The sequence below is a fragment of the Kitasatospora sp. NPDC059408 genome, from assembly GCF_042751525.1.
Taxonomy (GTDB): domain Bacteria; phylum Actinomycetota; class Actinomycetes; order Streptomycetales; family Streptomycetaceae; genus Kitasatospora.
The window spans coordinates 98901-123768 of the sequence record NZ_JBHYWI010000022.1; the positions used below are offsets into that span (position 1 = coordinate 98901).

Genomic DNA, 24868 nt, shown 5'->3' on the forward strand with positions numbered 1-24868 from the left:
TCGGCCTCCCGCACGGCCTGCCCGGGACGCCCGGCAGGCCCCCCGGCCTCGGGACGCGCTCGCCCCCGCACCGACGCCCGCTCAAGAACCGCCTGAGCACAGCCGCCCCTCGCCCGGCCCTCACCCCCCGCCGGGCTCGGCCCTCGCACCGGCGCCCCGCCGACTGACCTGCCCCGACAGCCCGCCCACCCGCCCTACCGGAACCGCGCCACGCGCTTGGCAACCGGCCCGTGCGGGACGACCGACCCTCCGGGGAGCGGCGGCCCTCCACTAGCCTGCGCCCGTACGGACCGTCCCCCTGCGAAGCACCCCGCCCCCACCCTCCCGGAGGTCCGCCGATGCCCCTGGCCCCGTCCGCCGACCCCGCCCGGCTGCGCTTCTCCGTGCTCGGCCCGCTCTCCGCCGAGGCCGCCGGCCGCCCGCTCGCGCTCGGCGCCCCCAAGCAACGGCTCGTGCTGGCCGTCCTGCTGAGCCGCGCCAACACGGCCGTCCCGGTCGACGTGCTCACCGAGGCGGTCTGGCCCGACGAGCCGCCGCGCACCGCCCGCAAGAACCTCCAGGTCTACATCAGCACCCTGCGCACCCTGCTCGGCCGCGGCGACGGCCCGGACCGGCTCGTCCACTCGGCCGCCGGCTACCTGCTGCGCGTCGCCGAACCCGAGCTGGACGTGCTGCGCTTCCGCGCCCTCGCCCGGGCCGGGCGGGCCGCCGCCGACAGCGGCGCGCTCGCCCCGGCGGCCCGGCTCCTGCGCCAGGCCCTCGACCTGTGGCAGGGCCCGCCGCTCGCCGACCTGCGCCGCTCCCCTACCGTCGAGGCCGAGGCCGAACGCCTGGAGGCGCGCTGCCTGGGCGTCCACGAGGACTGGGCGGAGACGGAGCTGGAGCTCGGCAACGCCGCCGCCGTGGCCGAGGACCTGGCCGACCTCGCCGAGCGGCACCCGCTGCGCGAGCGGCTCCAGGCCGCCCGGATGAACGCCCTGCACCTGTCCGGCCGCCAGGCCGAGGCCCTCGCCGTCTACGACCACCACCGCCAGCTCCTCGCACGGGAGTTGGGCCTCGAACCGAGCCCGGCGCTGACCACCCTCTACCGCCGCCTGCTGACCACCGGCCGCGCCCGCCCGGCCGGCGCCAGACCCGCCGCCGGCCCCGGCACCTCGCTGCTGCCCGCCGACACCGCCGACTTCACCGGCCGCACCGACGAACTCCACGGCCTGCTGGACGCGCTGGGCGGCGACGGCGGACGCGTCGCGGTGCTCTCCGGCCCGGCCGGCGTCGGCAAGACGACGCTCGCCGTGCACGCCGCCCACCTGCTCGCCGAGCGCTACCCGGACGGCCGCCTGCTCGTCCGCCTGCGCACCACCGACGGCACGCCGCGCCCGCTCCCCGACGTCCTCGCCGAGCTCGCCGCCCTCACCGGCCGCCCCGACGACGGCAGCGCCGACGACGGCCACCCCGGCGACGCGCCCGCCGACCCCGCCCGGGCCGCCGCCCTGTGGCGCGCCTCGCTGGCCGGCCGCCGGATGCTGCTCGTCCTCGACGACGCCCCCGGCGAGGCCGCCGTCCGCGAGCTCGCACCCGACTCCGGCCCGAGCGCCGCCCTCGTCACCTCGCGCAGCCAGCTCGCCGGACTCGGCTCCGTGCACCGCACCACCGTGCCGTTCCTCGCCCCGGCCGAGGCCCTCGACCTGCTCGGCCGCATCGTCGGCCCCGGCCGGATCGGCACCGACCGCGCCGCCGCCGCCCGGATCGTCGAGTCCTGCGGCCTGCTGCCGCTCGCCGTCCGGGTCGGCGGCACCCGGCTGGCCGTGCTGCGCCACCTCCCGCTCGCCGAGTACGCGGCCCGCCTGGCCGACCCGACCGGCGCCCTCGACGAGCTCGTCGCCGGGGACGTCGCCGTCCGCGCGCGCCTGGACTCCGGCTGGCGCGACCTCACCGACCAGGGCCGCCTCGCCCTCGGCCGGCTCGCCGCGCTCCCGCTGTCGCTGCTCTTCACCCTCCCCGAGGCGGCCACCGCCCTCGGCCGCCCCGAACGCGTCGCCCTGCGCACGCTGGAGGCGCTCGCCGACACGGGCGCCGTGACCTCCCCGACCGGCGAGGTGGCCGCCCACGCCGCCCTGTACGGCCTGCCGCGCCTCACCCACCTCCACGCGCGCGAGCGCACCGACGACCTGGCCTGAGCCCCGGATCACCCCGCCGTCAGCGCGTCCAGCAGCCCCTTGCCCCCGATCTCGTGCAGCGCCAGCAGCACCCCCGCCGCCCCCGTGTGGAGGTCGGCCGAGAAGCGCCGCAGCCGCATGCCCGGCACGAGCAGCCCCTCCGGCCGCGCCACGAGGTGCCACTCCAGGTTCCGCACCTGTCCGAGCACGGCGTCCCGCACGGCCGTCCCGCCCAGCGCGTCCAGCGCCAGCAGCAGGCCCGCACGCCCGCGGAACAGCCCCGGCTCCCGGACGAACCCGGGCGCGCACACCCGCCGGACGCCCGCCAGGAACCCGTCCCAGCCCTCGTCCCCGAGCGCCGCGTACTCCTGCGCGACGAGGGCGATCCCGCTGCTCCCGCGGTCGAGGTACGCCAGGTGCCGCCCGCCGTCGAGCACCTGCACCGACCCGTCCGGTGCGGTCACGCACTGCGCCCGGGCCCGCGTCAGCGCCGCCCGCCCGGACACCAACAGCCAATCCTCGCCCGTGCGTTGGTAGAGCCGTAGCTGGGCGAAGGCGATCCCGGCCCAGCCGTACAGCAGCCCGGCCCCGGCCGGCGCGGCCAGCCCGGGCACGTACTCTCCCCGGACGACCGCCGCCAGCGCCCTCCCGTCCTCGACGGCGTCCGCCAACTCCCGTGCGCTGCCCAGCGCGTCGGCGAGCCGCAGCCGGGCGAGCGCCGCCCCGGCCCGGCCCCCGAACAGCGCGGCGGTCGGCGCCGGCGCCTCCCCGCGCACCCGCTCCACGGCCTCGGCGGCCTCCGCCGCCCGCCCGACCCGTGCGAGCACCGCCGCTGCTCCGAGCGGCCCGTCGAAGAGCCCGCCGCCACAAGGCCGTCCGGCCCGGCGCAGGGCCGCGACCAGCCAGTCCGCGTAGTCGTCGAGATGCGGGGCGCCGACGCGGTGCAGCGCGTGGAGGACGCCGGCGGCGCCGTGCGCGAAGCCCGTCCCGCCGTCCGCGAAGCCGGCCGGGTCGCCGGGGAAGAGCCGGTCCGGGCGGTCCGGTGTCGCGCCGGCATGGATCCCGGCGATCAACTCCCGGGCGACACGGTCGAATTCCGGGCCTTCGAGCGGCGACCGGTCGACCATCCGAGTCGTGGCCGCACCCGGCCGGGCCGGCCCCGCCCCCGCCCCGAGTCCGAACCACTCCCGGGCCCGCCGCTCCAGCCCGGCCGGCTTGCCCGGGTCCAGGTCGGCGAGCTCCGTCAGCGGCATCAGCATGAACAGCCAAGTGGCCCACAGCATGTAGCGGTCCGCGTCGGCCCCGCAGAGCCCGGCGGGCGCGTGCAGCCCGCCCGCGCCCGCCCGCGGCACGCGCGAACTCCCCAGCTCGTCCGCGTACTCGAAGTCGACGAGCACCACCGAACCGTCCGGCCGCAGCACGACGTTGGCCGGGTGCAGGTCCCCGTACCGGACGCCGCGCCCGTGCACCGCGTCGAGCGCCGCCGCCAGCCCGGCCACCACACCGTCCACCCACGCCGCGTACGCCGCCAGCTCCGACGGGCCGCAGTCCTGGTGCACCAGCGGGTACCGCCGGATCACCTCACCGAACAACTGGACGCCCTCGACGTGCTCCTGCACCAGGAAGGTGTGCTCCCACACCTCCCGCACCCCGTGCAGCCGGGGCACGCAGTCCAGCCCCGCCAGCCGCTCCAGCGCCCACCGCTCACGGCGCAGCCGGGTGACGGCGTCGTCCCCGGCCGCGTCCAGCCCGGCGTGCGGGCGCGCCTCGCGCAGCACCACGCGCTCACCGCTCTCCCGGTGCTCGGCCAGGTAGATCCCGCCCGCGCTGGAGAACTGGAGCACCTCCCGGACGGTGTACGGGAACGGGCCGACCGCCGCCTCCCGCGCCGCCAGGTGCGGCCGCAGCTCCGCGGGCAGCGTGACCCACGACGGCACCCGGAACACCGGGTCGCGCCGGTCCGGCACCAGCTCGCCGGACGGGTCGCGCAGCGCGGGGACGGCCCGCCCGCTCCCGTCCCGGCACCACAGCTCGACGAACGCGCCGTAGCGCGCGTACACGGGCGCCGTGCCGATCCGCAGGTCGGTGAGCACGTACGGGCCGCGCCGCCCGTCCAGTAGCGCGCTCAACTCCCGTGCGAGGAGCAGGAACTCGTCCTCGTCACGCGGGTACACCGTGACGAACTTGCCGCTGCTCCCCCGCCCCATGTACTTCCCGGAGACGACCAGGAGCGCGTCCGCGCTGCGCAGGAACTTGAACGCCACCCGGCGCTCCAGGCACACCCGCGCGACGTCGGCCAGCGTCGCCTCCGCCTCCTCCGGCACCGCCGACACGTGGATCTTCCAGCCCTGCTCCGGCAGCCGCCCGCCCTCGGGCCGCAACGCCGTCCAGAGCCCGCGCTCCTCGCGGCGCCACCCGGCGGGCGGCGCGCCGAGCGCGAGCCGGTAGCGGGTGGCGCGGTCGCGCAGGCGGCCGGGGGTGTCGTAGTACGTCCGGTCGGCGAGGCAGTACAGCTGGGTCTCCTGGACGCCGGCCACGGGCAGCTCCTTCGTCGGATCCGTCAGGCGGTCTGGAGTTGCGGCCCGCGCCGGACGGGTGGCGCCCAGGTGACCACGGCCGCGCACAGCGCGATCGCGAGTGCCAGCACGGCGAAGGCCCGGGTGCCGCCCAGCGCGCCCAACAGGGCGCCGCCGGCCAGCGGACCGAAGGGCTGGACGAGTGTGGACAGGAAGCCGGCCGCGCTCTGCACCCGGCCGATCCGGTCCTTCGGCGCGGCGAGCAGCATGCCGGAGACGAACCCGATGCTGGCGATCGTCGACAGGCACATGCAGGCCGCGCAGAGCAGGCCGATCAGCGCCGGTGCCCGCGTGACGACCAGCACCCCGGCGGTCAGCGCGGCGGCCCAGCAACTGACCGCGACCAGACCGCCGTGGCGCGCCCGCCCGTCCAGCCGCGGCGCGAGCAGCGCCCCGGCGAAGGCCCCGCCGGCGGTGAACGACACCACGGTGCCGCCGCCGAGGCCGGACCGTCCGCCGTCGGAGGCGACGGCGAGCGTGGTGAACATCAGCGCGCTGAACGCGAAGTTCATCCCGAGCCCGAAGATCAGCAGCAGCGTGCGCAAGTACGGCTGCCGCCAGATGAAGGCGATCCCGGCGGTCAACTCGCCCCGGTCGAAGACCGATCCGGCCTTCTTCTCGGGGTGGGACCGGGTCCGCATCAGCGCCACGCAGACGGTCGACAGCAGCAGTCCTACGCCCTCCGCGACGAAGGGCAGCACCGGGTGCCAGGCGAACAGGGCGCCGCCCCCGAGCGGCCCGACCAGCCGGGCGGCGGCCCCCCGCGCCTGCATCCGGGCGGACGCGGCGCGGGCCTGCTCGGGCGGCACGACCGCGCGCAACAGGCCGCCGGCGGCGGGACCGTACGTACTGGCGATGAGTGCCCCGGCGGCGGCGACGAGCAGCACCAGCGGCAGCGGCGCGTGCCCGCGCAGGACGGCGAGCACCAGGGCGGTGACGGCGAGCAGGCTGCCGACGTCGCACAGCCGCATCAGCCGGCGCTGCTCGATCCGGTCGGCGAGCACACCGCCGGGCAGCATGCTCAGCAGCAACGCGCCGATGGACACGGTGCCGATCGCCCCCGCCCGCGCGGCCGATCCGGTCTCCCGCAGCACGAGCAACGGCAGCGCGATCGAGGCGAGTTGGGCGCCGAGCGAGGCGAGCAGGCCGCCGATCCAGAGCAGCCGGAAGTCGCGGTTGCCGGCCAGCGACGTGGGCTCCGGTGACGCGGGCTCCGGTGACGTGGGCTCCGGTGACGTGGGCTCCGGTGACGTGGCTTCCATGGCCACCCTTCGCAGCAGGGACGGGGTTCCTCGGGCCACGGCACTGGCCCGGCCGGGGGCGGTGGTGCGCCCGCCCCCGCCGCGGGCGTCGCCGGGTTCCGCGCGGTCAGGCGGAGGTCTCGGCGCCGTGCACGTAGCTGATCAGGCTGAAGCAGGCGCCGTCGGAGGCCTCGTGCAGCATCTTCATCGCCTGGAGGTCGAGGACGTTGGCGGCGTGCGCCTCGACCTCGGACTCCTCGCTCCCGTCGACGCCCTCGGCGCCGTCCCAGCCGTCCTCACCGTGCGCCTCGACCTCGGAGCCCTCGGCCCAGCCGGCGCCCTCGGTGCCCTCCCAGCCGTCCCAGCCGTCCTCGCCGACAACCGGCTCGATGTTCTCGGCCATGGCCGATCCCCTCTCTCGGAACGAGTACCTTGTCCGACGGCCGGATCGCCGCCGCGGCACCGACGGTAGGCGCCCGCACCTCGGGCGGGCTTCGGAATCGGCATACGGGCGGTATGGCCGCAGCTCGGCGCCCCGCCGAGGGCTCCCGCGCCGCCCCGCCCACGGCCGTCGCGCCGCCCGCACCCCTCCCCACCTGCGGCCATACCACCCGCGAGGCGCCTGCGAACCGGGCTCTAAGCCGCGCCCGAAAACCTGGGCGTGCACCCGCCTTTCCGCAACCCGCTGCACCCCTCCCGCACCTCGCCCCCGCACCCCGCCCCCGCACCCAGTCGCGAAGGACCAGCGAAGGACTGCCACCATGCCCTGCCCACTCTGCGCCCAACTCGCCACCACCAACGACCAGTTCTGCCCCTCCTGCGGCACCCCCCGGGCCGCCGCCCTCGACCTGGCCGGCGAGGAGCGCAAGCTGGTCACGGTGGTCTTCTGCGACCTGGTCGACTCCACCGCCCTCTCCGGCGCGCTCGACCCCGAGACGCTGCGCGAGGTGATCCTGCGCTACTTCGACCAGATGCACCGTCAGATCGAGGCGCACGGCGGCACGGTGGAGAAGTTCATCGGCGACGCGGTGATGGCCGTCTTCGGCGTCCCGGTGATCCGCGAGGACGACGCCCACCGGGCGCTGGCCGCCGCGCTCGCCATGCTGGAGGACCTCGCGGACCTCAACACCGAGCTGGACGCCACCCTGGGCGTGCGCCTGGACGTCCGGATCGGCGTCAACACCGGCCAGGTGGTGGCCGGTTCGGACGCGTCCGCGCGCCAGGCGCTGATCTCCGGGGAGACCGTCAACATCGCCGCCCGCCTGCAGACCCGGGCCGCCCCCGGCCAGGTGCTGATCGGCCCGCAGACGCTGCGCGCGGCCGGCCCGGCCGCCCAGGTGCACGAGGTCGGCCCGCTCCAGCTCAAGGGCAAGGCCGAGCCGGTCACCGCCTACCGCCTGGTCGGCCTGGACGAGGACGACCCGGAGCTGCTGCGCCGCTTCGACGTCCCGCTGGTCGGCCGCACCCGCGAACTCGCCCGCCTCGACGCCGCGCTGGCCCGGGTGGCCGGCGGCGAGGGCGCCGAGCTGCTGGTGGTGCACGGCGAGGCCGGGATCGGCAAGACCCGCCTGGTGCGCGAGTGGCTGGAGCGGACGGGGCGGCGCACCGCCCGCTGCGGCACCGGCCGCTGCCGCAGCTACGGCGAGCGGAGCGCGCTGGCCCCGCTCGCGGAGGCGCTCCGCGCCCTGCTGGACGAGCCCGGGGCCGGCGCGCCCGCCGAGGCGCTCGCCCGGCTGGAGGAGGCCACCGCCGCCGGGCTCGGCCCCGAGCAGGCCTGCGCCCGCCTCGCCGCGATCCTGCGCGGGCGCACCGTCGAGCGCCCGGCCGTGCTGGTCCTGGACGACTGCCAGTGGGCCGGCCCGGCCCTGCTGGACGCCGCCGAGCGGCTGGTCGCCGCGCTCGGCCCGGCACCGGTCCTGCTGCTCTGCCTGGCCCGCCCCGAACTCCCGGCCTCCCGGCCGGAGTTGCCCGACCTCGCGGTCGGCGGCCTGTCCTGGGACGAATCCGCCGTGCTGGCCGCCCAGTTGACCGAGCTCACCGCCCACCAGGACACCGTCCCCACCCGCCTGCTGGAGCGCGCCGAGGGCAACCCGCTGCACCTGGAGGAGCTGCTGGCCGCCCTCACCGAGGCCGAAGGGCCCGCCCTCGCCGACGAACTCCCGCCCACCGGACGGGCGCTGCTCAGCGCCCAGATCGCCGACCTGGACCGCGACGAGCGCACCACGCTGGACCTCGGCGCCGTCCTCGGCCGCGCGTTCACCGCCGCCGAACTCGCCCGGCTCGCCCGCGGCGGCAGCGACCAGGACGCCTTCGCCGACCCCGAGGACGACGTCTTCACCGGCCCGATCGACGGCCTGCCCGGCCTGCCGGGCCCGCCCGCCGACGGCGAGGACACCCCGCCCCGCCTGCACGCCGCGCTCACCCGGCTCGCCGAGCGCCGCCTGGTCGAACCCGCCGACGGCGGCTACCGCTTCGGCAGCGGCCTCGTCCAGGAGTCCGTCTACCAGTCGATGTCCAAGCGGGCCCGCGCCGAGCGCCACGAGCGCGCCGCCGACCTGCCCGGCGTCCGCGCCGCGGGCGACGCCGCCGTCGGCGGCCACCTGGAGGCCGCCCACCGCTTCCGGCTCGAACTCGGCCTGCTCGACGCCCGCACCGACACCCTGCGCACCCGGGCCGCCGCCGCGCTCGGCGCCGCGGGCGCCCGCGCCCTCGACCGGGCCGACCTCGCCGCCGCCACCGACCTGCTGGAGCGCTCCGTCCGGCTGCACTACCCGAACGAGCGCACCGCGGGCCCGGTGCTGCGCCGCCTCGGCGAGGCCCGCCTCGCCACCGGCCGCGCCGACGAGGCCCTGCCCGTCCTCGCCCAGGTCCGCGACTCCGCCGCCGACCCGCTGGACGCCGCCCACGCCCGGCTCGTCCTGGCCGCCCGCGGCCTGCCGCCCGGCCCCGACCAGCCCGCCGCCACCGCCCGCGCCGTCCTGCCCGTCTTCACCGACGCCGGGGACGACCTCGGCCGGGCCCGCGCCCTGCTGCGCCTCGGCGAGGAGCACCTGCGGGCCGGCCGGGCCGGCGCCGCCGAGCGCCTGCTGGACGAGGCCCTCGGCCACGTCGCGCGCACCGGCGCCGAGCTGGACCGCGCCGCCGTCCTCGGCGCCCTGGCCGAGGCCCTGCTGGCGGGCCCGGAGCCCGTGCCCAACGCCGTCTTCCGGCTGCGCGCCCTGCTGTCCGAGCACGGCACCGGCCGCCGGACCGCCCGGGTCGCCCTCGGCGGGCCGCTCGCCGTCCTGCTGGCCATGCGCGACCGGCCCGGCGAGGCCGAGCTCCTGCTGGCCGAGGCCAACGGCCTGGCGGGTGAGCTCTCGCTGGCCGACGCGACGGTCACGCTGCCCGCCCTGACGGCCCGCGCCGCCGCGGCGACCGGCCAGGGGGCCCAGGCCCTCGACCTGCTCGCCGACGCCGCCGAGGCCGCCCGCCGGCTCGGCACGCCCGGCGCGCTGCCGCGCCTGGCCCTCGACAGCGCCCGCGTCCTGCTGGACACCGAGCGCCCCGCCCAGGCCGCCCGCCACCTCGAAGACCCCGACGGCACCGCCGGCCCGGCCCCGCTGCCGCCCGTCCTCGCCATCGAGCGGGACGCGCTGCGCGGCCGGCTCCTCGCCACCCGCGGCGAGCGCGGCCCGGCGCTCGACCTGACCGCGGCCGCCGTCCGCGCCGCCGAGGTCACCGACTCCCTGCTCCTCCAGGCCGACACCGCGCTCGACCGCGCGCACGCCCTCCTGCTGCTCGACCGGCCCGCCGAGGCCGCCGTCGCCGCGGCCGCCGCGCGGGACCACTACGCCGCCAAGGGCCACCAGCCGGGCGTCCGGCGGGCCGAGCGCCTCGGCGGCGCGCGGTGAGCGCGGCGGGCCTGACCTGGAGCCTGCGCGGCCGGGGCGCCGCCGACCTCCCGGTCCTCGCCGACCAGGGCACCCCGGCGGACGGGGCCGACGGCGGGGGGACGGGCAAGGGCGTGCGCGTGTGCGTCGTCGACTCCGGCGTCGAGCCCGACCACCCGCTGGTCGGCCCGCTGGACGGCGCCTGGGCCGTCGTCAGGGACCCGGCGACCCGCGAGCTCGTCGTCCGCCCGGACCGCACCGGCGACACCTGCGGCCACGGCACCGCGTGCGCCGGCATCATCCGCCGCACCGCCCCGGACTGCGGGCTCTACAGCGTCCGGGTGCTCGGCGAGCGCTTCACCGGCACCGGCGACATGCTGCTCACCGGTCTGCGCTGGGCCGTCGAGCAGGGCTTCGACGTGATCAACCTCAGCCTCTCCACCACCCGGACCCGCTTCCTGGAGGAGCTGCACGCCCTCGCCGACGACGCCTACTTCGCCCGCACCGCGATCGTCGCCTCCGCCCACAACACCCCGGTGGAGAGCTTCCCCTGGCGGTTCTCCTCGGTCATCTCGGTCGGCAGCCACCAGGAGGACGAGCCGGCCCGCCACCTGTACAACCCGGCGCCGCCGGTCGAGTTCTTCGCCCCCGGCCAGAACGTCCGGGTGCCGTGGCTCGGCGGCGCGAGCATCCGCACCACCGGCAACAGCTTCGCCACCCCGTACGTCGCCGGGCTGTGCGCCCGGCTGCTGTCCCGGCAGCCGCGGCTGACCACCTTCCAGCTGAAGAACGCGCTCTACCTCACCGCGGCCAACGTCCGGCCCGTCCCGTCCACGCCCACCCCGGAGGCGCCCGATGACACTCAGCACTGACCCCGCCGTCGACCCGCTCGCCCGCGAGCTGCTGCAGTCCGTGGTGGACGTGGCCCGCGCGATCTTCGGCGCCGAGGCGGGCTCGGTCTGCCTGCTCGACGAGGCGGCGGGCGAGCTGGTCTTCCAGGCCGTGTCCGGCCGCGGCGAGGAGTCCCTGGTGGGTCGCCGGTTCCCGGCCGGCGCGGGGATCGCGGGCTGGGTGGCCGCCTCCGGCGAGCCGATGGTGGTCGACGACCTGGCCGCCAACCGCACCTTCGACCGCGACTTCGCCGAGTCCACGGCTTACGTGCCGAACGCGCTGATGGCGGCCCCGCTCACGCACGGCAGCCGGGTGCTCGGCGTCCTGGAGGTGCTCGACCCGGCCCCGCAGGCCCGCGCGAGCCTGCCCGAGCTGGACCTCCTCGCGCTGTTCGCCCGCCAGGCCGCCGCCGCCCTGCGCGTGCTGACCGAACGCGCCCCGGCGCCGGTGCCCGCCCCGGACCGGACGGTCGCGCTCGGCCTGCTCGCCGACCTGGAGGACCTGCTGCGGCGTCAGCCCTGACCGCCCCTCAGCCCTGAACGTCGAGCCGCCGCATGCGCAGCCGGTACACCGTGGGGTGGAGGAGCCGCCCGCACAGCATGTCCGTGACGACCTCGGCGTCCGGTGGGAGCCCGTCCTGGTGCAGGCGCTGCACGAAGGCCTTGAGCTCCTGGTGGTCCTCGGTGCTGAACAGCACCTCCCACGGCCCGGCGGCGGCCTCGACCGCCGCCCGCGCCTCACTCTGGCGGCGCAGCTCCTCGTCCTGCTTGCGCCGCCGGTTCCGTTGCCCCGGCACCCGGATCAGCCCGCCAGCCGGACGAGTTCGCCGCGCTCCAGCGCCGCGTACACCGCGCCGTCCGGCCCGACCGCGATGCCGTGCGGCTCGGGCGAAGGACCGGGCAGCGGGTACGCGTCGTAGCGGCCGTCCGGGTCGAGCACGCCGATCCGCCCGGCGCCCCACTCGGTGAACCAGAGCCGGCCGGCGGCGTCGGCCGCGATCGCGTGCGGCCGGGCCGCCCGGTCGGGCAGCGGGTGCTCGGTGACCTCGCCGTCCACGGTGACGCGCCCGACCAGCCCGCCGCCGATGCCGACGTACCGGAGCGCGCCGTCCGCCCCCGCCGTGATGCCGACCGGCGCCGTGCCGCCCGGCAGGCGGTGCACGACGACCTCGCCGTCGACGCCGACCCGGGCGACGGCGTCCGCCTGGTTGAGCGTGCACCAGAGCGCGCCGTCCGGGCCCGCCGTGATCATCGACGGGAAGGCGCCCGCGAGCGGCAGCGGAAACTCCGTCACGTCGCCGTCCACGGTGATCCGCCCGATCCGGTCGGCGTTCATCTCGGTGAACCAGAGCGCGCCGTCCGGCCCGGCGGCGATCCCGTACGGTCCGGCCCCCGCCGTCGGCACGGCGTACGAGGCCTGCCGCCCGTCGGCCCCGATCCGCCCGATCCGGTGATCACGCATCCGGGTGAACCACAGCGCCCCGTCCGGCCCCGGGGTGATCACCGCCGGCCCGCATCCGCCCGCCCCGAGCCCGTACCGCGTGACCGTCCCGTCCGGCGCCAGCCGTCCGATCTCCCCCGCGTGCACGAGCGTGAACCACACGCCTCCGTCCGCCCCCACCGCGACGCCGTACGGGCCGTCCTCCGGACCCGCGACCTCGAACCGTTCCATCACGCGCTGCGTCATCCACGCCCCCTCGTTCACTATTGCGACTTCCGTCGCATTAACATCCTCGCACCTCCCGCCCGCCCCCGGCAACCGGATTGTCGGTGGCACCCCCTACGGTGTGCCGCATGGGGATCTATCTGGTCGACATCGGCTCCGACGACTGGGCCGACGAGGACACCTACGCGCCGATCGCGCAGGAGCTCGCCGAGGAGCTCGACGAGCTCGGGCTGCCGCCGTACACGTGCCCGCCGGAGCCGGCGGACGGCACGGGCGAGCGGTTCGACGTGAAGATCAACGTGCCGATGGACAGCTTCGGACGCCTCTGCCGTGCGCACGACGTGTCCGGCGAACTGCTGGACTGGGAGGTGCTGATACCCGTCGACCTCGACGAGGAGATCGAGCTGCCCGCCGAGTCCGCCTACACCGACACCACCCGGGTGGCCGGCGCCCCCGCGGCCCTGGCCGCCGCCCGGCACCTGGCCGAGGTCCTCGGCCTGCCCCCGGGCATCCCCGCGACCTCCGAGAACCTCTTCCTCAACAGCTGGTTCGCCGACCGGGCGCAGGCCGCCGCCGCGCTCCACCCGGGGCCCTGGACGGAGGACCTCGACGCCGCCTTCCACGTCACCGTCCACCTCCGCGCCGCCGAGTTCGTCCTGCGCACCGGCCGGCCCGTCACCTACTCCTGACCGCCGGCACCCTCCGCCGCGCGCCGCGCCCCGCGGGGGCCGGGCACGCCGCGCAGGACGGAGACGATGCCCGCGCCCGCCGCGCACAGCGGCACCGCGAGCAGCGCCCCGAGGATCCCGGCGACCCCGGAGCCGGCCACCACCGCGACCATGATGGTGGCCGGATGCAGCTCCACCGTCCGGCTCTGGATGACGGGCTGGAGGATGTTGCCCTCGATCATCTGCACCGTCAGCACCACCCCGAGCGCCCACAGCGCCGTCCCGAGCCCGCCGTCCGCGAGCGCCACCAGCACCGCCACCGTCCCGGACAGGAACGCCCCGACGAACGGGATGTAGGCACCCATGAACACGAGCGCGCCCAGCCCCGGCGCGCCCGGCACCCCCAGGGCCACCAGGCCGACCGTGATGAAGCCCGCGTCGATCAGCGCGATCAGCGTCGTGCCGCGCATGAACCCCGCCATCGCGTCGAACGCCCGCTCCGCACAGGCGACCACGGTGTCGCCGCCGCGCCCCGGCAGGTAGGAGCGGATCGAGTCGCCGGTGCGGTGGCCGTCCCGCAGGAAGAAGAACACCAGGGCCAGCGCCAGCACCCCGCCGGTGAGCAGCTGGGTGAGCAGCCCGAGCCCGGAGAGCACGCCGCTGGTGAGCGTGGAGACGAGCGAGTTCGTCTCACCCTTCGCGTTGTCGAGCGCGTGCTGGATCTTCTCGCCGAACGGCCCCAGCCAGTCCGCGATCCGGTGTCCGGCACGCTGGAGCGAGGTGGCGATCTGCGGGGCGCTGTGCACCAGCGAGTTGACCAGCAGCGCGATCACCCCGCCGACGGCCGCGACCAGCACGACGCACGTCAGGGCGGCCGCCAGGCTGCGCCCCACGCCCCGCCGGACCAGCCACGGCACCACCGGGTACAGCAGCGACGCCCCGAGCAGCGCCAGCACGAACGGCACGGTCGCCGCCCGCAGCTCGATCAGCGCGAAGACCACCAGCGAGGCGACCGCGATCAGCAGGATGACCGCCACCGACCACGCCGCCGCCCGCCGCATCGCGGGCGGCAGCATCAGGTACGGCCTGCGGTGGTCCGGCGCACCGCCGGACGGGGGCTCCACGGACACGGGACCTCCGGGTCGTCACATCAGTGCGAACCGACCCATCCCATCAGACGATCAGCCAAATTGCCCGTTTTATACCCTTTTGAAGCACACTGCTCGGCGTCCTCTACTCGGTGTCCTCAATCTGCGAGTCCTCTACTGCGCATCCTCTACTGCGCGTCCTCGAAGCGAACGGACCCGGCACCGCCCCCGAAGGCCGCCACCCGCTGCGCCTCGGCCTCCGCCGCCTGCCGGTCGGCGCGCCGCAGCGGCGCGAAGGGGCGGACGACGACGTCCTGCCCCGCCGTCAGCTGCCACGTCCCGGCGACGACGCCGTCCACGAGGAGGGTGGGGTGCACGAGCCCGTTCTGCGTCATGACGCGGCCCTTGTGCTCGTCGGCCAGTACCCGGGTGCGGTCGGCGTGGGAGAGCAGCAGGTTGTCGAAGGGCGCGAGGAGCCGGACGGGCGCCGGGGTGTCCGGGCCCGGCCGGGGCGCGTCCGGGAGGTCGTAGAGCACGCGGCCATGCTCGTCGCGGTCGGTGAACAACCGCGGGGCGAGCCCCTTGAGCACCGGCCCGAGCCGGCTGAGGCCGCACCACTTCTGCAGGTCGGCGGCGGTGGCGGGGCCGAAGGCGGCGAGGTAGCGCAGAGCGAGGTCGTCGAGCGAGGGTGCGGGGTCGAGCGGGCGGCCGAGCCAGGCCTCGGCGGTGGTGTGGGCGGCGGGGCCGCCGCGGCCCCAGATCCCGCGCGGCGGCACCTGGACGAGCGGCAGGAGGCAGCGCGCCGCCTGGGCGAGCGCGGCCGGGTCGCGGTCGGGGCGGGTGGCGGCGAGCAGCCCGCCGAGCTCCTGGAAGGTGCGCGGCCGCTCCTCGACCAGTTCCCTGGCCTCGGCGCCCAGCGCGGCGAGGTCGAGCCCGGCGAGCCGCTTGCCGTAGGTGGTGCGCAGCGCCTGGTCGAGCACGGGCTGGAGGAGCGGGCGCAGCGTCAGGCAGTCCTCGGCGGTGACGAGGTGGATGGTGCCGCGCTGGAGCGCGGTCCGGACGACGGCGCGCTCCTCGATCAGCGTGGTGAGCTGCCCGGGCTCGAAGCCGTCGATCCGGGAGAGCAGGCCGAGGTAGGGCGGCTGCGGCGCGGCCTGGGCCTGGAGCCCGCCGAGGTGGCGGACCACCGCGGCGGGCTCCGGGCGGGAGCGGTCGAGCAGGTGCTGGCGGGCCAGCACCGCGCGGCCGAGGGACCTCGGACCGATCACCGGCGGCCGTCCAGGACCGAGCGCAGCACGTCGATCCGGTTGGTGGTGATGGAGTCGACGCCGGTGTCGCGCAGCCGGCGCATGGTGCGGCGCAGGTCGGCGGTCCAGGTGGAGACGGCCAGTCCGGCGTCCCGCGCGGCGGCGGTGAACTCCGGCGTGACGAGCCCGAACGGCGGGTTGAGGTAGCGCGGGCGCAGGTCGTCGAGCAGGGCGCGGACGGGCAGCCGGGGCTGCTTCCAGGTGAGCGCGATCTCGGCGCCGGGGGCGACGGCGCGCACGGCGAGCATCGCGGTGGCCGGGCCGCAGAAGGCGACCAGCTCCTCGGCGCCGAGGCCGGTGACGACGGACCAGGTGGCGGCGGCCGGCCCGGGCTCGTCGAGGTCGACGAGCAGCCGGCGGCCCTCGGGGGCGGCGGCCACGGCCTTGATCGCCTCGGCGAGGGTCGGTACGGCGAGCGGGCCGCGGCGCAGCTCGTCGAGCTGGTCGAGGGTGACGCGCCCGATGTCCCTGGGGTCGTCCCAGAGGCGCTCCAGGGTGCGGTCGTGGAGGAGGACGGGCACCTTGTCCCGGGTGAGCTGGACGTCCACCTCGACGGCGTCGGCGCCGCGGGCGAGCGCGGACTCGACGGAGGCGAGGGTGTTCTCGCGGAAGCGGTACGGGTCGCCGCGGTGGGCGACGGCGAGGACGGGCCTACGGTCGGCGGGGGTACGGGCGGCGGTCATCGAATCTGCCCAGCGATCCAAGGGGTGAGGTCCGGCAGGCCGACGCCCTCGCGGTAGGTCGGCTCGCCGGGGACGGTGACGGTCATGGTGGTGGACGGCGGGAAGGTGCGGGCCTTGACCTGCACCAGGCCGCCCCACACCGAGTTCAGGAACGCCGGGACGCTGTCGCGCTGGACGTCGAAGGCGATGCCCTCGACGCTCACGACCGCCTCGTCGTGCGTGAACAGGCGGACGGTGACGGCCGGGCGGCCGTCGAACTCCAGCAGCGCCTCGTGCGGAATGGCGTCGAGCTCGCCGCCCGGGCCGCCGGCGCCGACCAGTCCGGCGAAGGTCCGGTCGCGGCCGATGTCGTGCTGGGCGCGGGCGGTGCGGCCGTGCCGGCCGGCGACGGCCTCGATCGCGAGCACGGCGCTCTGGGTGGTCGGCAGGTGCGGGTGGGTCATCCCGGTCGGGGCCTCTCGTTCGGCTCGGGCTGCTCTGCGAATGGCTGGGGGCTGGCTGGGACTGGGTGCGACGGACGGGTCGGCGGCGTCAGCGGCGTTCGATCATCACGTTGGTCGACTTGATGACGGCCGTGGCGGGCGCGCCGGGCACCAGGTTCAGCTCCTCCGCCGACTCCCGGCTGATCAGCGAGACCACCCGGAACGGCCCGGCCTGCACCTCCACCTGGGCGGCCACGTCGCCGAGCACGACGTCGGTGACGATCCCGGGGAAGCGGTTGCGCGCGGAGGACGGCCTGCCCTCCGCCTCGGCGTTCTCCGGCCGGGCCAACTCGCGGGCGAAGGCCGCCAGTTCGGCGCCGGGGATGATCCGGTGGCCGTGCTCGTCCCGCTCGGCGGCGACCCGCCCGGCGTCCACCCAGCGCCGCATGGTGTCGGCGCTGACGCCGAGCAGCGACGCGGCCTCGCCGATGCGGTACGGGTTGACCGGCAGGTCGGGCTGGCCCATGTGCGACTCCTGATGGTGGTTCGGGAACGGGCGCGCGCGGGGCGCATCGCCGCCATCCTGCCGTACCGGTGCCCCGGCCCGCGAAGCGGCGCAGGTCCTCGGCGCCACGCTGGACGCTGCGGCTCGGCGCTACGGCTCGCCGAAGAGGTCCCGCCGGGCCGCGTCTCCGGCGGTCAGGACGGCCCCGGCCAGCACCGCGCCACCGCCCGCGGTGCCGGCCCGCACCTCGGTGCGCAGCGGGGACAGCGCGGCGAGCCGGCGCTCGACCCGCGCGGCGAGTTCGGGGCCGCCGGCCCGGCCGATCTCGCCGCCGAGGACGACGCAGCCGGGGTCGAGGACGACGCAGACGCTGGCCGCGCCGAGGGCGATCCGCTCGGCGAGCTCGTCCAGGAACGCCCGGCCCGGCCCGCCGACGGCGTCGAGGTCGCCGACGGCGTCGAGGTCGTCGAGCGCCGCGCGGACGGCGGCCTCGGCGGCGGCCGCGTCCCCGGCCGGGTCGGCGGGCAGGCCGTGGGCGCGGGCGAGCTCGCAGATGGCGGCGCTGCCGACGAGCCCGTGGAAGCCGCCCTCGCAGCTGGCGGCGCTGGGCAGGCCGGCGGTCCCGGGGACGGGCAGGAAGCAGATCTCGCCGGTGCCGCCGGAGAAGCCGCGGCGCAGCCGCCCGTCGAGGACGACGGCCGCGCCGACGCTGTGGCCGAGCCACATCAGCACGAAGGTGTCCCGGTCGCGGGCGGCGCCGACCCGGTACTCGGCCCGGCCGGCCAGGTTGACCTCGTTCTCCAGGATCACCTCGGTGCCGGGCAACTCGCGCAGGGCGGCGAGGAGTTCGCCGTGCCAGGCGGGTAGCGCCCCGGTACTCTGGAGGCGCCCGGTGGCCGGGTCGACCAGGCCGGGCGCGCCGACGGCGACGGTGTGCAGCCGTTCGACCCCGACCCCGTGCGCGACGTCGAGCAGCGTCCGGACGATCCGGTCGGCGGTGCCGGGGGTGCCGCCGCCGTCGACCGGGACCTCGGCGGAGGCGAGGGTGCGCCCGGCCAGGTCGGCCACGACGAGGCTGACGCCGCCGGAGCGGACGTCGAAGGCGGCGAGGTGGGCCCGTGAGGCGACCAGTGCGTAGACCCGGGCGTTGGGACCGCGGCGCTGCTCGCCGCGCTCGCCGACGACGGCGACCAGGCCGGTGCGCTGGAGGCGGTCCAGCAGGTCGGCGACGGTGGGGCGGGACAGGCCGGTGAGGCCCCGCAGCTCGGTGGCCGTGAGGGGGCCCTGTTCGAGCAGCAGGTTGAGCGCCAGCCGGTCGTTGATCGCCCGGGCGGTGCTCGGCGTGGCCGTACGCACGGTGGTCATGGACGCTCATCCTTCCAGAGTGTTTCTATCAGGGTCCCTTCCTGATAATTTATCGCCCGCCGCAGCAAACTGCCGCCGCCGCAACCTGCCGCCGGACGGCCGATCCGCCGCGTGCGACCGGGAGGGAAGCCCACATGACCACGACCGCACCACTGGACCCGCTGCCCGCGCCCCGGCGGGCCAGGGCGAGCATCGCCCTGGTGTTCGCCGTGCACGGCGCCGTCACGGGCACCTTCGTCAGCCGGATCCCGTGGATCCAGCACCGCCTCGACCTCTCCCCCGGCCAGCTCGGGCTCGCCCTGGTGATGCCCGCCGTCGGCTCGTTCCTCGCGATGCCGCTGGCCAGCCGGTTCGTCCACCGCTACGGCGGGCGGGCGGCCGTGCGCGGGCTCATCTCGCTGTGGTGCCTGGCGCTGGCCCTGCCCGCGCTCGCGCCGTCGCTGCCCGTCCTGTGCGCGGCCCTGCTCGTCTACGGCGCGACCTCGGGCATGTCCGACGTCGCGATGAACGCGCAGGGCGTGGAGATCGAGGAGCGCCTCGGCCGCTCGATCATGTCCGGCCTGCACGGGATGTGGAGCGCGGGCGGGCTGCTGGCCTCCGGCTTCGGCATCCTCGCCGCCCACCTCGACCTCGACGCCCGCCTCCAGCTGGCCGTCACCGCCCTCGTGCTGCTGGCCCTCGCCCAGGCCGTCTGCCGGGGCCTGCCCGACCTGCGGGCACCGGAGGAGGCCGAGGCGCCGCCGCGGTTCGCGCTGCCGCCGCGCAGCTCGCTGGTGATCGGGCTGGTCGGCTTCTGCGCCGTGTTCGCCGAGGGCGCCTCGATGGACTGGAGCGGCGTCTACCTGCGCGACATCACCGGCGCCTCGGCCACCGTCGCCGCGGTCTCCTACTCCGCGTTCGCGCTCACCATGGCCGTCAGCCGGCTGGCCGGGGACGCGGTGATCCGCCGCCTCGGCGCCGTCCGGGCGACCCGCCTCGGCGGTGCCACCGCGACGGCGGGCGGCGTGCTCGTCGTGCTGGCGGACGAACCGGCCCTCGCGATCCCGGGCTTCGCGCTGATCGGCGTCGGCATCGCGGTCATCGTCCCGCTGGCCTTCGCGGCGGCCGGGCGCAGCGGCCCCAACCCCAGCCAGGCCATCGCGGGCGTCGCCACCGTCACCTACACCTCGGGCCTGATCGCCCCGGCCGTCGTCGGCGGGCTCGCCCAGGCCACCTCGCTGACCGTCTCCTTCGTCCTCGTCACCGCGCTCGCCCTGGCCCTGGTGCCGAGCGCCGGGGCACTGCGCCGCAGCGAACGGAACGCACCCGACGGCCCGTCCGGCGGCGTGAGCGCCCCGGCGGGCAACGACCTCTCGACGCTCTGACCCGACGGGCACCCCCGCGTCTTCCCCCGGATCGGCGCACAACTTTTCCGCGCCGGGCGCGGTCGAACACTCCAACGTCGACCACGGGGAGCGCACCGATGACCCATCGCACGAGACTCGCGACGGCCGCCGCCGTCCTCGCCCTCACCGGAGGGTCGGTGCTGGCCGCACCGACCGCCGGTGCCGCCACCGCGACGACCGCCACCGACTTCGGGCCCGCCGAGATCCGCACCGGGATGTACGCGGGCCAGAACGACCTGTGCCTGGAGGTCGCCGACTGGCGCACCGACGACGGCGCCCCGGTCCGGATCTGGACCTGCACCGGCGGCGACAACCAGAAGTGGACCCAGACCGCCAACGGCTGGATCAACCTGCACAGCGGCAAGTGTCTGGAGATCCCCGCCTTCAGCACCACCCCGGGCACCCAGGCCGGCCAGTGGACCTGCAACGGCGGCAGCAACCAGCAGTGGAGCGACCCGCCGGTCAGCCACGCCGGCACCCCCCGCCACATCGTCAACGCCAACAGCGGGCTCAGCCTGGACGTCGCCGGCGGCGTGATCGCCGACGGCACCCCGGTCATCCAGTGGGACTTCCACGCCGGGGACAACCAGTTCTGGCACTACAGCCCCGAAAAGGATCCTTACGCATAGGAGAGCTAGGCTCGGGCGGTGCACGCACCAGAAGCAGCCCCCGCACCGCCCGAGCCCGCACCGCGTTCGCCGTGGTGGCGCTTCGCGCTGCTCGTCCTGATCCTCGGCGCCGCCGCCGGGTCGCTGCTGCTGTGGAGCCCGACGGCGTTCCTGCGCGGCGGGCTGCCCGCCGGGGTGCCCGGGTACTGGCTCGCGCCGGCCTTCGTCACGGTCTACGCCCTCGGCACGCTCGCCTTCCTGCCCCGCCCGGCCCTCAACGCCGCCGCCGGGCTGCTGCTCGGCATCCAGCAGGGCACCCTGCTCGCCGTCCTCGGCACCACCCTCGGCGCGGCGGCGGCGTTCGGCCTCGGCCGGGCCCTCGGCCGCGACGCGCTGCGCCCCTTCCTGCGCGGGAAGATGCTGACCGCCCTGGACCGCCGCTTCACCGACCAGAGCTTCCGCAGCGTCCTGCTGCTGCGCCTGATGCCCGGCCTGCCGTTCCAGGCCGGCAACTACGGCGCCGCGTTCTCCGGCACGCGCTTCGTGCCGTACGTCCTGGCCACCGCCATCGGCGTCGTGCCGACCACCGCGGTGTACGTGACGGCCGCGGCCAGCGCGCGCCGGCCCGGCTCGGTGTCGTTCCTGCTGTCGGCGGGCGTGATCGGGGTGTTCGGCCTGGTGACCCTGGTCTCGCTCTGGCGGGCCGCCGTCGCCCGCCGCCGCGCCACCGCCACCACCGCCTGAGCCGGACACGCGCTTATTCGCTCGCGATCCACCCCCGCCCGGCGCCACCATGGCGGCCATGACCAACCTCACGCCGCGGGTCGACCCGCCCATGTCCGCCGACGAGACCACCATGCTGACGGCCTGGCTGGACTTCCACCGCAGCACGCTCGCCCTCAAGTGCGAGGGCCTCACCGACGACCAGCTGCGCACGCGTTCCGTCCCGCCGTCCGGCCTGTCCCTGCTCGGCCTCGTGCGGCACATGGCCGAGGTCGAGCAGCACTGGTTCCAGGGCATCCTGCTGGGCGCGGACGTCAGCACCGGCCACTACTGGACCCCGGAGAACGAGGACGGCGACTTCGACGACGTCGCCACCGCGGACGTCGCCGCCGACTTCGCCACCTGGCACGCCGAGGTCGACGCCGCCCGCCGCGCGATCGCCGGCCTCCCGCTCGACACGGTGGGCAAACGGCAGCGCCGGGACGCGGACGTGACGCTCCGCTGGATCCTCGTCCACATGATCGAGGAGTACGCGCGGCACAACGGTCACGCGGATTTTCTGCGCGAGCTGCTGGACGGCAGGACCGGGGAGTGAAATCGTTTCCGCATTGTTGACAGAAGGTCAATTACGCGGTGACCACGACCGATAAGGTCTACGCGCGCAACCGTACGCAAGCCACCCGCGTCGATGTTGGTGCCCGGGTCCGCCCGGGTTTCCGGCGCGGCACGACTCGTACGGGGGGCGCGAGCGGGCACGGGACCGGTGAACAGTGCGATACTCGGACAGTTCCGACGAGTGGATGACGTGTCAAAAAGGGCACGCGCACCCGGGGGGACGCGGCCGGGACGAGGCAGGGAGGCGCGGCATGGGAGCACTTCGCGACGAGCACCACAACGGGTGGCTGATGCCCTCGGGGCACTACCCGGCCGCCGTGTACGACGACGAGTGGAGCGAGCGGGACACCGTGCCCGCGATGCCGTCGCCGGCCAAGATCGTCTCACTGCGGCCGACCGGATTCGAGGCCGCCCGCACCGTCGGCGAGCACATCCGGGCCAGCACTCCGGTGGTCATGGACCTCACCGAGATGGAGGAGGCCGAGGCCAAGCGGATGGTCGACTTCGCCTCCGGGCTGATCTTCGGCACCCAGGGCGGCATCGAGCGGATCGCCCGCCGGGTCTTCCTGCTCACCCCGGCCGACGTCGAGGTCATGGTGATCGACCGCCCGCTCGACGACACCGGGTTCTACAACCAGAGCTGAGCTCCCGAGGGAGCGGCACGAGAACCGGGGACGGCAACCGCCGACCCCGGTTTTTTTGCTGCCCGGCCGCCGGGCCCGCACGCCCCACCTGAGGCGACCAATCCTATTTTGAGACATCGATGTCTCACTTGAGCTACACTCGAAGCATGGCCACCGATCGCGACACCGTCCTCGAAGCCGCCGTCAGCGTGCTCTCCCGCCGCCCGACCGCCCACCTGGACGAGATCGCGCGCGCCGCCGGCATCAGCCGCGCCACGCTGCACCGGCTGTTCCCCGGCCGCGAGGCCCTGATCCGCGAGGTCGGCCTGCTCAGCCTGCAGCGCTTCGCCACCGCGCTGGACACCGCCACCGCCGGGGAGGGCGACGCCGAGACCGCGGTACGCCGCCTGGTCGAGGTCGCCGTCCCCGACGCCATGCTCTGCGCCTTCCTGGCCGGCGAGAACCAGCTCTACGACGACGAGAACATCAACGCGCTCTGGGAGACCCAGACCGAACGGCTGCACGCGCTGTTCCTGCGCGGACAGCACCAGGGCGTCTTCCGGATCGAGCTGTCCGCCGCCTGGCTCAGCGAGGCGTTCTTCGACCTCGTCGCCGGCGTCGGCTGGGCCATCCAGGACGGCCGGCTCGCCCCGCGCGACGCCGCGTTCTCGATCACCGAGCTCTTCCTCGGCGGCGCCCTGCGCCGACCCTCGTCCCCCGCTCCCACCTCCTCTTCGGCCCGCTCAACGGAAACCGATACACCATGAGCAGCACCGTCCTGACCACTCCGAGCCTGACGAACCCGACCCCGAGCCGCCGCTGGAGCGGCCTCGCCGTCCTCGTCCTCGCCGTCACCCTGGTCGCCGTCGACGCGACCGTCCTCTCCCTCGCCATCCCGTCCATCAGCGAGACGCTGCGCCCCAGCGGCACCCAGCTGCTCTGGATCGGCGACGCCTACTCCTTCGTCCTCGCCGGCCTGCTGGTCAGCATGGGCGCGCTGAGCGACCGGATCGGCCGCAAGAAGCTGCTGCTGGTCGGCTCCACCGCGTTCGGCGCCGCCTCGCTGCTCGCCGCGTACGCACCCGGGCCCGGCTGGCTGATCCTGGCCCGCGTCCTGCTCGGCGTGGCCGGGGCGACGATCATGCCGTCCACCCTCTCGCTGATCCGCAGCCTCTTCCCGGACGACCGGGAGCGGGCCACCGCGATCGGCATCTGGGGCGCCGCCGCGGCCGCGGGCGCCGCGCTCGGGCCGGTGGTCGGCGGCGTGCTGCTGGAGCACTTCTGGTGGGGCTCGGTCTTCCTGCTCAACATCCCCGTGCTGCTCCTGCTGCTGGGCTTCGGCGCCTGGCTGCTGCCCGAGTCCAGGGACCCGAAGCCGGGCCGCTGGGACGTGCTGAGCGTCCTGCTGTCGCTGGCCGGTGTGATCGGCGTCGTCTACGCGGTCAAGGAGGCCGCCGCGAACGGCGTGGCGCGCTGGGACGTGCCGCTCGCCGGCCTCGTGGGCGCCGCCGCGCTGACCGTCTTCGTCCGCCGCCAGCTCCGGCTGGACACCCCGCTGCTGGACGTCCGGCTGTTCCGCGACCGCCGGTTCACCGCCGCCGTGCTGGCCTCGCTGATCTCACTGATCGGCCTGTCCGGCGTGGTCTTCGTGACCTCGCAGTACCTCCAGCTGGTCCGCGGCTACGAGCCGCTGCAGGCGGGCCTCGCCGAACTGCCGGCCTTCGCCGGGTCGGTGGCGGGCGGTCTGCTGACCGCCCGGCTGGTCCGGCGCACCGGCGCCCGGGCCGCGCTGACGTTCTGTCTGCTGGCGATGGGCTTCGGCGTCGGTGTGCTCGGCTGGCTCCAGCAGGACACCACGTACCTGGTGCTGGCCGCCTCGTTCCTGCTGGTCGGGACGGCCGAAGGGGTGGTCTACACGCTCGGCGCCGACCTCGTGCTGAGCGCCGCGCCGGCCGACAAGGCCGGGGCCGCCTCCGCGGTGTCGGAGACGGCGTACGAGCTGGGCACCGCGCTCGGCATCGCGCTGGTCGGCTCGGTGGTCGGCTCGCTCTACGCGAGCGGGCTGTCCGTCCCGCAGGGCGCGGACCCGGCCGCCGCCGCCCGGGCCGGCGAGTCGCTCGGCGGGGCCGTCGAGGCGGCCCACGGGCTGCCCCAGGCCCTCGGCGAGCCGCTGCTGGCGAGCGCGAAGCACGCGTTCGTCCACGGCATGAACGTCGCGGGCATCGCCTCGGCCGTGCTGCTGATCGGCGCCGCCGCGATGGCCTGGCGCCTGCTGCGCGGGCTCTCCGCCCCGGCGGCCGAGCCGGCGGAGGTCCGGCCAGCGCCCGAGAAGGTGGATGCCTAAACGGTTCTGCAGCGAAACGATTCTGCTCCTGAGCGGTTGGGCGGCCCCCCCCCCCGGTGCCCGGTGGGGGGGCGCCCCCCGCACTGGGTCGCCCAGAAGGGCCGGTGCAGCACGGCCCCGACCACCATGCC

General features: G+C 76.2%; 23 protein-coding genes. 12 read left to right on the plus strand and 11 right to left on the minus strand.

Annotation, left to right across the window (positions count from 1 at the left end):
* Positions 1-338 precede the first annotated feature (338 nt).
* Positions 339-2177 carry a BTAD domain-containing putative transcriptional regulator gene (locus ACFXDE_RS17190; protein WP_380494996.1) on the plus strand — a complete coding sequence of 613 codons (1839 nt, stop codon included), beginning with the start codon at positions 339-341 and terminating at the stop codon, positions 2175-2177.
* An 8-nt stretch (positions 2178-2185) separates the two neighbouring features.
* Here ACFXDE_RS17190 and lanKC read toward each other — a convergent pair whose 3' ends face one another.
* The 3 genes from lanKC to ACFXDE_RS17205 all read right to left on the minus strand — a co-directional run bounded on the left by lanKC (position 2186) and on the right by ACFXDE_RS17205 (position 6376).
* Positions 2186-4693, minus strand: a complete 2508-nt coding sequence (lanKC, locus tag ACFXDE_RS17195) for a class III lanthionine synthetase LanKC (protein WP_380494998.1) — start codon at positions 4691-4693, stop codon at positions 2186-2188.
* Positions 4694-4716: 23 nt separating this feature from the next.
* Complete coding sequence (locus ACFXDE_RS17200) at positions 4717-5994, minus strand: MFS transporter (RefSeq protein WP_380495000.1); 1278 nt, start codon at positions 5992-5994, stop codon at positions 4717-4719.
* Positions 5995-6100: 106 nt separating this feature from the next.
* A complete protein-coding gene (locus ACFXDE_RS17205; RefSeq protein ID WP_380495003.1) occupies positions 6101-6376 on the minus strand; it encodes a hypothetical protein in 276 nt (91 codons plus the stop codon).
* A 358-nt stretch (positions 6377-6734) separates the two neighbouring features.
* Between ACFXDE_RS17205 and ACFXDE_RS17210 the strand changes: the two genes are divergently transcribed.
* Genes ACFXDE_RS17210 through ACFXDE_RS17220 form a run of 3 tightly spaced genes read left to right on the plus strand, consistent with a single transcriptional unit; the run spans position 6735 to position 11258 of the window.
* On the plus strand, positions 6735-9866 hold the full coding sequence (locus ACFXDE_RS17210; RefSeq protein ID WP_380495005.1) for an adenylate/guanylate cyclase domain-containing protein: 3132 nt from the start codon (positions 6735-6737) through the stop codon (positions 9864-9866).
* Positions 9863-10717, plus strand: coding sequence for a S8 family serine peptidase (locus ACFXDE_RS17215; RefSeq protein WP_380495007.1), 855 nt, complete (start codon positions 9863-9865; stop codon positions 10715-10717). The genes ACFXDE_RS17210 and ACFXDE_RS17215 overlap by 4 nt, the downstream gene beginning before the upstream one ends.
* Positions 10701-11258, plus strand: a complete 558-nt coding sequence (locus ACFXDE_RS17220) for a GAF domain-containing protein (protein ID WP_380443011.1) — start codon at positions 10701-10703, stop codon at positions 11256-11258. The genes ACFXDE_RS17215 and ACFXDE_RS17220 overlap by 17 nt, the downstream gene beginning before the upstream one ends.
* A gap of 7 nt (positions 11259-11265) precedes the next feature.
* Here ACFXDE_RS17220 and ACFXDE_RS17225 read toward each other — a convergent pair whose 3' ends face one another.
* Entirely contained in the window at positions 11266-11532 is a 267-nt protein-coding gene (locus tag ACFXDE_RS17225) for a hypothetical protein (RefSeq protein WP_380443009.1), read from the minus strand.
* A 5-nt stretch (positions 11533-11537) separates the two neighbouring features.
* On the minus strand, positions 11538-12422 hold the full coding sequence (locus tag ACFXDE_RS17230) for a virginiamycin B lyase (protein ID WP_380495010.1): 885 nt from the start codon (positions 12420-12422) through the stop codon (positions 11538-11540).
* 107 nt (positions 12423-12529) lie between these two features.
* On the opposite strand from ACFXDE_RS17230, the gene ACFXDE_RS17235 reads away from it, so the two are divergent.
* Complete coding sequence (locus ACFXDE_RS17235; protein ID WP_380495012.1) at positions 12530-13090, plus strand: hypothetical protein; 561 nt, start codon at positions 12530-12532, stop codon at positions 13088-13090.
* On the opposite strand, the gene ACFXDE_RS17240 is transcribed toward ACFXDE_RS17235, so the two are convergent.
* The 6 genes from ACFXDE_RS17240 to ACFXDE_RS17265 all read right to left on the minus strand — a co-directional run bounded on the left by ACFXDE_RS17240 (position 13081) and on the right by ACFXDE_RS17265 (position 18439).
* Positions 13081-14199 (minus strand): AI-2E family transporter, encoded by a 1119-nt coding sequence (locus ACFXDE_RS17240; protein WP_380495014.1) that lies wholly within the window; start codon positions 14197-14199, stop codon positions 13081-13083. The genes ACFXDE_RS17235 and ACFXDE_RS17240 overlap by 10 nt on opposite strands.
* A 146-nt stretch (positions 14200-14345) precedes the next feature.
* Positions 14346-15425 carry a winged helix DNA-binding domain-containing protein gene (locus tag ACFXDE_RS17245; protein ID WP_380495016.1) on the minus strand — a complete coding sequence of 360 codons (1080 nt, stop codon included), beginning with the start codon at positions 15423-15425 and terminating at the stop codon, positions 14346-14348.
* Positions 15422-16147, minus strand: a complete 726-nt coding sequence (locus ACFXDE_RS17250; protein ID WP_380495018.1) for a glycerophosphodiester phosphodiesterase — start codon at positions 16145-16147, stop codon at positions 15422-15424. Before ACFXDE_RS17250 ends, ACFXDE_RS17245 begins: the two co-directional genes overlap by 4 nt.
* Entirely contained in the window at positions 16144-16590 is a 447-nt protein-coding gene (locus ACFXDE_RS17255) for a hypothetical protein (protein WP_380442995.1), read from the minus strand. Before ACFXDE_RS17255 ends, ACFXDE_RS17250 begins: the two co-directional genes overlap by 4 nt.
* A gap of 88 nt (positions 16591-16678) precedes the next feature.
* Positions 16679-17095, minus strand: coding sequence for a TOBE domain-containing protein (locus tag ACFXDE_RS17260; protein ID WP_329929323.1), 417 nt, complete (start codon positions 17093-17095; stop codon positions 16679-16681).
* A 129-nt stretch (positions 17096-17224) separates the two neighbouring features.
* Positions 17225-18439, minus strand: coding sequence for an ROK family transcriptional regulator (locus tag ACFXDE_RS17265; protein ID WP_380495021.1), 1215 nt, complete (start codon positions 18437-18439; stop codon positions 17225-17227).
* 134 nt (positions 18440-18573) lie between these two features.
* On the opposite strand from ACFXDE_RS17265, the gene ACFXDE_RS17270 reads away from it, so the two are divergent.
* The 7 genes from ACFXDE_RS17270 to ACFXDE_RS17300 all read left to right on the plus strand — a co-directional run bounded on the left by ACFXDE_RS17270 (position 18574) and on the right by ACFXDE_RS17300 (position 24737).
* A complete protein-coding gene (locus tag ACFXDE_RS17270) occupies positions 18574-19803 on the plus strand; it encodes an MFS transporter (RefSeq protein WP_380495023.1) in 1230 nt (409 codons plus the stop codon).
* 98 nt (positions 19804-19901) lie between these two features.
* On the plus strand, positions 19902-20453 hold the full coding sequence (locus tag ACFXDE_RS17275; protein ID WP_380442989.1) for an RICIN domain-containing protein: 552 nt from the start codon (positions 19902-19904) through the stop codon (positions 20451-20453).
* A gap of 18 nt (positions 20454-20471) precedes the next feature.
* A complete protein-coding gene (locus tag ACFXDE_RS17280) occupies positions 20472-21176 on the plus strand; it encodes a TVP38/TMEM64 family protein (RefSeq protein WP_380495025.1) in 705 nt (234 codons plus the stop codon).
* 58 nt (positions 21177-21234) lie between these two features.
* A complete protein-coding gene (locus ACFXDE_RS17285) occupies positions 21235-21750 on the plus strand; it encodes a DinB family protein (protein WP_380442985.1) in 516 nt (171 codons plus the stop codon).
* A 271-nt stretch (positions 21751-22021) separates the two neighbouring features.
* Positions 22022-22414 (plus strand): cell division protein SepF, encoded by a 393-nt coding sequence (locus ACFXDE_RS17290; RefSeq protein ID WP_359961994.1) that lies wholly within the window; start codon positions 22022-22024, stop codon positions 22412-22414.
* Positions 22415-22560: 146 nt separating this feature from the next.
* Positions 22561-23160, plus strand: coding sequence for a TetR/AcrR family transcriptional regulator (locus tag ACFXDE_RS17295; RefSeq protein ID WP_380495028.1), 600 nt, complete (start codon positions 22561-22563; stop codon positions 23158-23160).
* Positions 23157-24737, plus strand: coding sequence for an MFS transporter (locus ACFXDE_RS17300; protein WP_380495030.1), 1581 nt, complete (start codon positions 23157-23159; stop codon positions 24735-24737). Before ACFXDE_RS17295 ends, ACFXDE_RS17300 begins: the two co-directional genes overlap by 4 nt.
* Positions 24738-24868: the final 131 nt, after the last annotated feature.